General features: G+C 67.6%; 11 protein-coding genes. 5 read left to right on the top strand and 6 right to left on the bottom strand.

The genetic code is table 11. The features are described from left to right. Positions 1–11: 11 nt before the first annotated feature. Genes RSO01_RS29910 through RSO01_RS29900 form a run of 3 tightly spaced genes read right to left on the bottom strand, consistent with a single transcriptional unit; the run spans position 12 to position 3,029 of the window. Entirely contained in the window at positions 12–1,304 is a 1,293-nt protein-coding gene (locus RSO01_RS29910) for an extracellular solute-binding protein (RefSeq protein WP_147154225.1), read from the bottom strand. Positions 1,305–1,339: 35 nt separating this feature from the next. Next, the gene (locus RSO01_RS29905; protein ID WP_147154224.1) at positions 1,340–2,176 is read right to left on the bottom strand and encodes a carbohydrate ABC transporter permease; all 837 of its coding nucleotides are present in this window, start codon (positions 2,174–2,176) and stop codon (positions 1,340–1,342) included. Between the two features lie 4 nt (positions 2,177–2,180). Next, positions 2,181–3,029: a carbohydrate ABC transporter permease gene (locus RSO01_RS29900; protein ID WP_246158921.1), complete on the bottom strand. Its 849-nt coding sequence runs from the start codon at positions 3,027–3,029 to the stop codon at positions 2,181–2,183. A 128-nt stretch (positions 3,030–3,157) separates the two neighbouring features. Between RSO01_RS29900 and RSO01_RS29895 the strand changes: the two genes are divergently transcribed. Beyond that, entirely contained in the window at positions 3,158–4,219 is a 1,062-nt protein-coding gene (locus tag RSO01_RS29895) for a lysine-2,3-aminomutase-like protein (protein ID WP_147154222.1), read from the top strand. On the opposite strand, the gene RSO01_RS29890 is transcribed toward RSO01_RS29895, so the two are convergent. Beyond that, on the bottom strand, positions 4,207–4,683 hold the full coding sequence (locus RSO01_RS29890) for a copper chaperone PCu(A)C (protein WP_170303451.1): 477 nt from the start codon (positions 4,681–4,683) through the stop codon (positions 4,207–4,209). The two genes, RSO01_RS29895 and RSO01_RS29890, sit on opposite strands and share 13 nt — an antisense overlap. A gap of 120 nt (positions 4,684–4,803) precedes the next feature. Further along, positions 4,804–5,727: a transcriptional regulator GcvA gene (gene gcvA / locus RSO01_RS29885; RefSeq protein WP_092823877.1), complete on the bottom strand. Its 924-nt coding sequence runs from the start codon at positions 5,725–5,727 to the stop codon at positions 4,804–4,806. A 141-nt stretch (positions 5,728–5,868) separates the two neighbouring features. Here gcvA and RSO01_RS47590 point away from each other — a divergent pair, with 141 nt between their 5' ends. Beyond that, positions 5,869–6,108 (top strand): DUF1127 domain-containing protein, encoded by a 240-nt coding sequence (locus tag RSO01_RS47590; RefSeq protein WP_170303450.1) that lies wholly within the window; start codon positions 5,869–5,871, stop codon positions 6,106–6,108. A gap of 75 nt (positions 6,109–6,183) precedes the next feature. Continuing rightward, a complete protein-coding gene (ada, locus tag RSO01_RS29875) occupies positions 6,184–7,332 on the top strand; it encodes a bifunctional DNA-binding transcriptional regulator/O6-methylguanine-DNA methyltransferase Ada (RefSeq protein ID WP_147154220.1) in 1,149 nt (382 codons plus the stop codon). Here ada and RSO01_RS29870 read toward each other — a convergent pair. After that, positions 7,266–7,676 carry a Smr/MutS family protein gene (locus tag RSO01_RS29870; protein ID WP_170303449.1) on the bottom strand — a complete coding sequence of 137 codons (411 nt, stop codon included), beginning with the start codon at positions 7,674–7,676 and terminating at the stop codon, positions 7,266–7,268. The genes ada and RSO01_RS29870 overlap by 67 nt on opposite strands. 200 nt (positions 7,677–7,876) lie before the next feature. On the opposite strand from RSO01_RS29870, the gene RSO01_RS29865 reads away from it, so the two are divergent. Both RSO01_RS29865 and RSO01_RS29860 read left to right on the top strand, forming a co-directional pair. Further along, on the top strand, positions 7,877–9,238 hold the full coding sequence (locus RSO01_RS29865; protein ID WP_147154218.1) for a tetratricopeptide repeat protein: 1,362 nt from the start codon (positions 7,877–7,879) through the stop codon (positions 9,236–9,238). Next, complete coding sequence (locus RSO01_RS29860) at positions 9,235–9,918, top strand: YggS family pyridoxal phosphate-dependent enzyme (RefSeq protein WP_147154217.1); 684 nt, start codon at positions 9,235–9,237, stop codon at positions 9,916–9,918. The genes RSO01_RS29865 and RSO01_RS29860 overlap by 4 nt, the downstream gene beginning before the upstream one ends. Positions 9,919–9,920 lie beyond the last annotated feature (2 nt).

Here is a 9,920-nt window from a genome sequence, read left to right as displayed (position 1 = left end):
GGAAGACTTGACTACTGCCCCTGCGCCGCCTTGCTGACCGACGCCGCGTTCTCGGCGAGGACCTTGGCGATGTCCTCGCGCTTGCCGGTCACGGCCTTGGTGACGGCGTCGTTGAACGCCTTATGCACGGCCGGCCACTGCGGGAAGTAGTAGGCGCCGCGCACCTTGTCGGGCGACTCCAGGACGGCCTCCGACAGGAGCTTCATGAAGGGATCCTGGGCCGCGATCTTGGGCCAGTACTGCGTGTTGGGCGGCGGCGCGCCGGTCGCCTTCCACATCTTCATCTGGCCTTCCTCGTCGACCATCATGGCGGCGAGCATCTCCTTGGCGAGCGCCTTGCGCTCGGCCGGGATCGACTTGGGGATCGCCCAGCCCCAGATGTCGTTCCAGGCGAAGTTCTTCTGCCGGTGCGGCCCGAGCGGGAAGCGCGCCGCGGCGATCCTGGTGGCGACCTTGGACTTGGCCGGATCGGTGAAGGTGCCCCACCACAGCGTGTCGGCCACGGTGAAGGCGGCATCACCCGCCATGAAGATGGCGTTGGCCTCGTTGCGGTCGTAGGCCGGCATGCCGCGCGGCGAGATCTTGTGGGTGTTGATGGCATCCCACCAGTACTCGGCCGTCTCCTTCATGCAGGGCTGGTCGAGGCTCGACTTCCAGCCGTTCTGCGCCAGCACCTTGTTGTCGCGCTCGTAGTAGGGCATCAGCACGTCGCAATTGTTGCCCCACATCGACCAGAACCAGCTGAACCAGGTGTGGTTCATGGCCATGCCGCCGACGTAACCCCACTTCACCTTGTTGGCGGCCTGCAGCTTCTTGGAGACGTCGACCACCTCCTGCAGCGTCTTGGGCACCTCGTTGGGCTGCAGCAGGTCGGTGCGATAGAAGAACACGCTGAAGGTCTGGCCCATCGGCACCACGGTGTTCTGGCCCTGGGCGTTGCCGAACACGACCTTGTCCATGCCCCACTTGTCGGCGAACTGCAGGCCGGGAACGTCGTCCGTCGGCTCGAGCAAATGGGCCCACAGCTGGCCCCAGTCGTCATTGTGCCAGATCACGTCGTACTGATCGGAGTTCGAGGTCAGCGACGCCGTCATCTTCTCGACGTAGACGCCATAGGAGTTCGGCACCTTGACGATCTTGATGCCCTTCTTGGCGCCCCAGGTCTCGAACATGGCGATCGAGGCGTCCTGGATCGGGCTCGGCTGGTAGCCGATCCTGAGTTCCTTGACCTGCGCCTCGGCCGTCCCCACGGCGAGGGCGCCGACCGCGAGCGCGGTCAATGTCCGTCTGAATATCCGATGCATGATGTTTCCTCCTCCCTTTTTGTCGTGACAGGTTGCTACAATCTCAATCCTCGGATCACGTACTTCTGGCCGAACAGGGCCAGCACGAAAGCCGGCAGCAGCGCCATCACCGCCGTCGCCGCCATCAGGTTCCAGCGCATGCCCATCTCGGTGACGAACTGGGCCATCACCACGGTGATCACCGGCACCCGGTTGCCGGTCAGGATCAGGGCGAACAGGAACTCATTCCAGGTGAACAGCCAGCACAGCACGCCGAGTGCTGCGATCGCCGGAATGGCCGACGGCAATGCCACGCGGATGAAGGCGCCCCAGCGCGTGCAGCCGTCGATCAGGGCGGCATATTCCATCGACGGATCGATGCCGTCGAAGAAGCCCTTCATCAGCCAGGAGAAGAAGCAGATGTGGACGGCGATGTGCGGCAGCAGCAGGCCGATATAGGTGTCGTAGAGGCCCCAGCTCTGGGCCACGAAGTAAAGCGGCAGCACCCAGGAGATGTAGGGCACACAGCGGAACACATAGATCGTGCCGAACCAGGTGCGCGCCGCCGGCCCCTGGAAGCGCGACAGCATGTAGCCGCTGGAGACCGTCACCAGCAGCGAGAACACGGTGGCGAGCGTGGCGATCAGGGCGGAATTGGCGAAGGCCTCGACGACACGATCGTCCTTCAGCACCTCGGCGAAATTGCCGAGCGTGATCTCGGTGCCGCGATGGACGTAGTAGACGCCCGATTCCGGACGCAGCGACGTCAGGATCAGCCACAGCACGGGGAAGGCGAACAGGAAGCAGATCGCGAACAGCACCAGGCCGAACAGGACGCGCCGCGCATTGAGCGGCAGACGGGCAAACAGCAGGGGTTCCTTGACCATCGCCATGGCGTCAGGCTCGCGCGATGCGGTCGACAACGCGGTAGAGCACCGCGCCGACCACCAGGATGATGAGGCCGCCGATGATCGCCGCGGCAGAGCCGCGACCGAAGTCGAGGGTCAGGAAAGCGAGCACGTAGGCGTAGAGGCTGAACAGCTCGGTCGAACGGCCCGGCCCGCCGCCGGTCAGGGTCCAGACGATGTCGAAGGTGCGGAAAGCATCGATGGCACGGATCACCACGCAGACCACGATCACCGAGCGCAGCATCGGCAGGGTGAGATGGGTGAAGACACGCCAGGTCGAGGTGCCGTCGATGGCGGCGGCCTCGAACGGCTCGCGCGGCAGGCTCTGCAGGCCGGCCAGCAGCAGGAGCGTGTACCACGGCGTCCACAGCCAGATGTCGGTCATGACGATGACGCCGAAGGCGGTCCAGCGCTCGACCAGCCAGGGCTGGCCGTCGAGGCCCAGCCCCTCGAGCACGGCGTTCACGATCCCGAACTGGTCGTTGAACATCCAGCGCATCATGATGGCGGCGATCACCGGCGCCACCATCAGCGGCACCAGCAGCACGGTCTGCACCAGCTTCTGGCCGGCGAACGGCCGGTTGAGCAGCAGGGCGAGCGCCAGGCCCAGCACCAGGGCACCGGCCACGCTCAGGATCATGAAGATGAAGGTGTTGGGCAGCACGACCCAGAGGAACTCGGGGTCGCTCAGCACGGCCTGATAGTGGGCCAGGCCGACCCAGGTCTTCTTGGGATTGTACAGCGCCCAGTCGCGGAAACTGGCATTGGCGCCGATGGCGATGGGCACGACCTGGAACAGGGTGAGCAGCAGCGCTGCAGGCGTGATCAGGAGCAGCATGAATCGCGTCTGCTCCCCGAACAGGGGACGCCCTCCACCTGCCATGAAATCCCCTCCCCGTACGCGCCACACTTTGGCCCGGATGATGGTGGTTTTCGCAACTGGTTGGAAGCGACGTTTGGGAGTATTTGAGCGCCGCCATGCAGACGCTGCGGACTCTGAAAGCCCTGCACCGCGAAGGGCTGCTGCCGGTCGATCCGCGCCTCGCCGAGGCCGCGGACGCGATGGCGATCGCCATCACGCCAGAGATGCTGGCGCTGATCGATCGCGCCGATCCGGCCGATCCCATCGCGCGTCAGTTCGTGCCCAGCGCCGCCGAGACCGAGATCGCGGCCAACGAGCTTCTGGACCCGATCGGCGACGAGGCGCGCTCGCCGGTGAAGGGCATCGTGCATCGCTATCCCGACCGCGTGCTGCTGAAGCCGTTGCATGTCTGCCCGGTCTATTGCCGCTTCTGCTTCCGCCGCGAGAAGGTGGGACCGGGCGGCGAGGCGCTGTCGGCCAGCGAGCTCGACGCCGCGATCGCCTACATCGAGGCGCGGCCGGAGATCTGGGAAGTGATCCTGACCGGCGGCGACCCGCTGATGCTGGCGCCGCGGCGGCTGGCCAAGCTGATCGCGGCGCTTGACGCCATCGACCATGTCGGCGTGATCCGCATCCATAGCCGCGTGCCCATCGTCGACCCTTCGCGCGTGACCGACGAGCTTTTAGCCGCGCTGAAGCCGCGCCGCACCGCGCTGTGGTTTGCCGTGCACTGCAATCACGCGCGCGAGCTCAGCGTCGCGGCACGCGCCGCCCTGGCGCGGCTGGCCGATGCCGGCATTCCCTTGATAGGCCAAACGGTTCTGCTGGCCGGCGTCAACGACGAGGTCGAGACGCTGGAGACGCTGATGCGCGCCCTGGTGACGGCTCGCGTCAAACCCTACTACCTGCACCATCCCGACCTGGTGCGCGGGACCGGCCATTTCCGGGTCTCGGTCGAACGCGGCCAGGCCCTGATGAGGGCGCTGCGCGGCCGGCTGAGCGGGCTTGCGCAACCGACCTATGTGCTCGACGTGCCGGGCGGCCACGGCAAGGTGCCGATCGGGCCGGGTTACCTTGGCGACGATCCCGATGCGCTCCCTGGGGCGCTCCCCGGGGCGCTCCTGGTCGAGGACGCCTTCGGCGGACGGCATCGCTATCCGCGGTGATGCTCCTCGTGGAGGATGGCCTCGCCGATCGGGCCGGGCTCCTCGACTGCGAACTCCACGGCGACGGCCCCCGCCTTCTCGAAGGTCAGCGTGACCGGCAGGGTCGATCCTTTGGCCAAAGGCGCCTTCACACCCTGCAGCAGAAGGTGGTAGCCGCGCGGCTTCAAGGTCGCAGTATGGCCGGCCTGGATGACCACGCCGTTGGCCAGCGGCCGCATATCGATGTCGGGGCCGACGACCTTGATGCCATGCAGCTCGACCCGCTCGGCCAGGGGGCTCGAGGCCGCGACCAGCCGGTCGTCGGCTGAGCCCTTGTTGGTGATCAACAGGAAGGCGCCGGCGACGTTGGCCGGCAGGCGATGCGACGACGACCGCGCCCACGGCTTGTGCATCTCGAGCGACCCATGCACCGCCGCTGGGGTCGAAGGCGGAGCCTCCTTGGGACGGCGAAACCAGCTCACCACGCCCGACGCTCCATTAGAATTTCTTTCAAGTGCGTGCTCCCCCATCCGATTCTCGAGCCCTTCGTCCTGTCTGGCTAGTCCTTAATTTCTCTTGGCCTCAGACCGCCCGCAGCTGCGTCCTCAGCGCCGTCCGACGGCGGCGATGGTCGCGCGGTTGGAGCGCGTCTGCGGCGCGTTCAGTTCCTCGATCAGCCACTCCTCGAAGGCCTTGGTCTTGGGCCGGCTGACCGACGCCGGCGGGCAAACGAACCACCATGCCTTGCCCGAGTCGACGATCTGCGGGAACGGCTGGAACAGTCGACCCGAGGCGAGATCCTCGCGGAAGAGCTGCGGCGGCCCGACAGCCACGCCCGCGCCCTCCATCGCCGCCTCGACAGCGATCATCGTCGAGTCGAAGGTGAGCACGCGCTTGGGCTTGAAGTCGCCCATGCCGACCGCGCGCAGCCAGATCGCCCATTCCGGATCGTAGGTCATGTCGATGAAAGGCACGCGCTTCAGGTCATCGAGCGTCTTCAGCTTGTCGCGATAACGGCGCCCGCAAAGCGGCGTCAGAACGTCGGAAAACAGCTTTGTTGCATGTAATTCCGGCTCCGGCTGCACCGTGAAGCGGATGGCGCAGTCGAAGTCCTCGCGGGCGAAATCGATGCGCCGCTGCGTCGTCGTCATGCGCACTTCGATCTCGGGATGCTTGGTCTGGAAGCGATGCAGACGTGGCGCCAACCAGCCCAGTGCGAATGTCGTGACCAAGCTGACGTTGAGGGTGCCGGAGTTGGCCTTGCGGCCGACGCGCTCCAGCGCGTTGGTCATGCGATCGAACGCATCGCGCAGATCGGGCAGCAGCGCCTCGCCTTCGCTGGTGATCTCGAGCCCGCGTGGGCGGCGCACGAACAGCGCCACGCCCAGCCGCTCCTCGAGCGCCTTGACCTGATGGCTGACGGCGGCCTGGGTGACGTGCAGCTCCTCTGCGGCGTGGGTGAAGGAGGCGTGACGGGCAGCAGCCTCGAAGGCGCGGAGCGCATTCAGAGGCAGTTGAGAGCGGCTCATTTAAGGCACCGACGGCATAGTTTTTATAGGCCTCCCCCGAGAGATCGTCCTTTGAAGAACGCGTTACCTTAGCGCAAATAGGGCAAGCAAACGAGGTGCAACACGGCAATCCAGCCGCGACGCCTCAAACGGAGCTAAGTCATGTCGACCCTGTCCAGCGTGCGGGAATTCGCCCGCCCGGCGACCCTCTCCTTCTCCTTCGGCCGCGCCTTCGCGCTCCTGGCCGGCGGCGTCGTGGTCGGGATCGAGCATGTCATGACCCGCGCCGAGCTTGCCCGTTCGCGACGCCAACTCGCCCAGCTCGATGAGCGCCTGTTGCGCGACATCGGGCTCGACCGGGCGACCGCCCGGCTCGAAGCCACCAAAGGCTTCTGGGCCTAAGGCACCACCGAGCAAGGGACAATTGCCGGCGGGTGGCGGATAGAGCAGGTTGGGCCATGGTGCTTTGATGGCGCCATGACCCAACATTCTCTTTCGCTCCCCACCTTGGCGCTCGCTTCCAAAACTCATCCCGACGCCTTGCTGGCCGACGCCCTGCCGGACGAGGCAACTTGCTGGCAGGCCGTTCAGCGGCGCGACCGCGGCTACAACGGCCGGTTCTGGTTCTCGGTCCGGACGACCGGGGTCTATTGCCTGCCGTCGTGCGCGGCGCGGCCGCCGCTTCGGCGCAATGTCGATTTCCACGCCTCGCCCGATGCGGCCGAGGCGGCGGGTTTCCGCGCCTGCAAGCGCTGCAAGCCGCGCGACTGGCAGGCCGATGTCGGCCTCAGCAAGCCGGTGGCCCAGGCCTGCAAGCTCTTCGATTCGACCGACGGCGACACCCCGCCCTCGCTGGCCGAGGTGGCGCGCAAGGTCGGCCTGACGGCGGGCGCGCTCAGCAAGCGTTTCATCGCCGAGCTCGGCGTCAATCCGCGCGACTGGCTGGCGGCGCGCAAGCGCCAGCGTTTCCGCAAAGCGCTGCGCGAGGGCGAAGGGGTGGCCGACGCGCTCTACGGCGCGGGCTACGGCTCGCCGAGCCGCGTCTACGAGACCTCCGACAAGGCGCTGGGCATGACGCCCGCGACCTACGCCAAGGGCGGCGCCGGCGCGCATATCGACTACACCACCGTCGATTCCGACTATGGCCGCGTGCTGGTGGCGGCAACGCAGAAGGGCATCGCCGCGGTGTTCCTGGGCGACAACGACCGCGCCCTGGAGAACGACCTCAAGCACGACTTCCCGGCCGCCGACATCACGCGCAACGACGATGTCCTGGCAGCGCGGGTGAAGGGCGTGCTGGCGCGGCTCTATGGCCGCAAGCCCTCGGCCCTCGACGCGGCCGACGTGCCGCTCGACATCGTGGGCACGGCCTTCCAGTGGAAGGTCTGGAAAGAGCTGACCCGGATCCCGTCGGGCGAGACCCGCACCTACGGCGAGATCGCCCGCCGCATTGGCGCACCGAGCTCCGCCCGCGCCGTCGGCCGCGCCTGCGCCACCAACCAGGCCGCCGGCGTCATTCCCTGCCATCGCGCCGTCGGCGCGAGCGGCGACCTGACCGGCTACCGCTGGGGCGTGGCGCGCAAGGAGCGGTTGCTGGCCGACGAACGCCGCCGCAGCAACACGTAGAAGGCGCCGCCGCCGCCATGCCGCGGGTGCGCTGCCCGCACGGCGCGCACGCGATGGCGGTTGTCGGCGCGGTTCAGCCAGCCCACGAACTCGGCGCGGATGCGGCCGCCCAGCATGCGGCCGCCTTCCAGCCGCAGCCCCTTGCCGGTGACGATCAGCACGACGCGCAGGTCGCGCGTCGTGGCGTGCTCGAGGAAAGCCGCGACGGCACGCTCGGCGGCGGCCAGCGTCATGCCATGGAGATCGAGCGAAGCCTGCGGCACGAGCTTGCCGCGCGACAGGGCACGGGAGGTATCGCGGTCGAAATTCTGATCGTCGGCTGAAAGTTCCGGCTCTTTTGTCATCCCGAGCCCAGCGAGGGACCTTTTATGCGGCCTCGAAGGTCCCTCGGCCTTCGGCCTCGGGATGACAGTCTTGGCGCGGCTTGCCGGCTTGCGACCCTTCAGCGGCTTCACCTCAGACATGGCAGCAGCGAACAGGTGCGCGTCCTTGACCATACCGTTTCGTGTAGCCTTGGCGCCGGGGCGGGTCTACACAGCGCGCCATGGCACTGGCGCCCCCAACCCCCTCGCGGACTCCGCCGCCGCCCGATCCCGATCTGCAGACCGGCCTTCAATATCTGAAGGCGGGCTGGTTCGATCGCGCCGAGCCGTTGTTCCGCTCGGCCCTGGCGCGTCACGGCGAGCGGCCCGACATCCTGCACTTCCTTGCCGTCTGCATGGCGCAGCGCGGCGCGCTCGCCGACGCCGAGGGCTTGTGGCGCAAGGCGATCGCCAAGGACCCCAATGAGCCCATGCTTTCCTACAATCTCGCCCTGGTGGCGCGGCGGCTGGGCAACCTCGACGAGGCGGCGCGGCGCCTGCGCGACACCATCCGCAAGGCGCCAGCCCATGTCGAGGCTCGGCTGGCGCTCGCCTCCCTCCATATGGACCAGGGCCGTTTCGCCGCCGCCGAGCGCGAGCTCGGCGAATTCGTGAGCAATGTCGACCAGGCCATCGAAAAGGGCGGCCCGGGCACGGAAGGCCTGAAGCCTCTACAGGCGCGGGCGCGCAACATGCTGGGCCACGCGCTGTATCGCCTGGCCCACTTCGGGCCCGCGATCGAGGTGCTGGACATGGCCTTGGCCGACGCCGGGGACGATGCCGCCCGTCGCGGCCAGATCCTCGGCGACCGCGCGCTGGCGCTGGGCGGGCTCGGCCATCATGAGGAGGCGATCGACGGCGCCCGGCAGGCCGTGGAGCTGGCGCCGGACAGTGCCGTGCTGCAGCACGTGCTGGGCTTCGTCCTGAACTTCGCCGGCCGGCCCCAGGAAGCCCTCGACCCCGTCCAGCGCGCGCTCGAGATCGATCCCAACTTCACCGGAGCGCTCAGGACGTTGGCGCTTGTCCAGACCGCGCTCGGCAAGGGCGGCGAGGCCGTCGAGCTGCTGCAGCGCGCCCTGCGTCAGAACCCGTCCGACAGCGACGCCATCCTGCAGCTCTCGCTGCTGCACATCGAGCAAAAGCAGTTCACCGAGGCCTTGGCCGTGCTCGAGCCCCATCTCAAGCAGACGCCCGACGATGTGCGCGCGCTCAACAACCAGGGCCTGGCGCTGCGCGGCCTGAAACGCTTCGAGGAGGCGCGCCGGGCACTGAAGCGCGCCTCGCGGCTCGCGACCGACGATCCCATGGTGCTGACCAACCTCGGCTGTGTGCTGGTCGATCTCGACCGGGCGGCCGAAGCGCGGTCGCTGCATGAGCACGCGCTGCGCGGCCTGCCCGGCGATTCGCGCCTGCTCGGCAACTATGGCGTCTGCCTGGTTGCGCTGGGCCAGACGGACAAGGCGCGCGAGGCCCTCGATGCGGCGCTGGCGGCCAATCCCAACAACGCCGAAGCCCTCGACGCCCTGGTGAAGCTCGGCGCATGAGCGAGGCCACCGATCGACTGGCCAAGGTGCGCAAGGACATCGCCGACGCGGCGAAGGCAGCCGGCCGCGATCCTGCATCCGTCACCCTGGTCGCCGTCTCCAAGACTCATGGCGCCGATCGCGTGCGCGAGCTGCTGGCCGCCGGACAGCGCGTGTTCGGCGAGAACCGCGTGCAGGAGGCGGAAGGCAAGTTCCCGGCACTCAAGGCCGAGTTCGCCGACCTGGAGCTGCATCTCATCGGCCCGTTGCAGACCAACAAGGCGCGCGATGCCGTGGCCTTGTTCGACGTCATTCAATCGGTCGATCGCGAGCGGCTGGCGAGCACGCTCGCCAAGGAGATGGAGCGGGCCGGCCGGCGCCTAGACTGCTACATCCAGGTCAACACCGGCGAAGAAGCGCAGAAGGCCGGCGTTCTCCCTAAGGACGTCGATGCCTTCGTCGCCTCCTGCCGCGACGTCCACAAGCTGCCTATCGTCGGCCTGATGTGCATCCCGCCGGTCGATGAAGAGCCCGCGTTGCACTTCGCGCTGCTGGCGAAGATGGCGGCGCGCAACGGCCTGGCCAAGGTCAGTATGGGCATGAGCGCCGACTACGAGATGGCCGTGCGGCTTGGCGCCACCCATGTCCGTGTCGGTACCGCCCTGTTCGGGAGTCGCGGAACCCAGGGGGGCGGCCCCTAGAC

Origin of the sequence: Reyranella soli (assembly GCF_007992495.1) — a bacterium.
In the GTDB taxonomy this organism is placed as follows: Bacteria; Pseudomonadota; Alphaproteobacteria; order Reyranellales; family Reyranellaceae; genus Reyranella; species Reyranella soli.
Note: the sequence above shows the minus strand (reverse complement) of the source record. Positions and strands in the feature narration are given on the sequence as shown.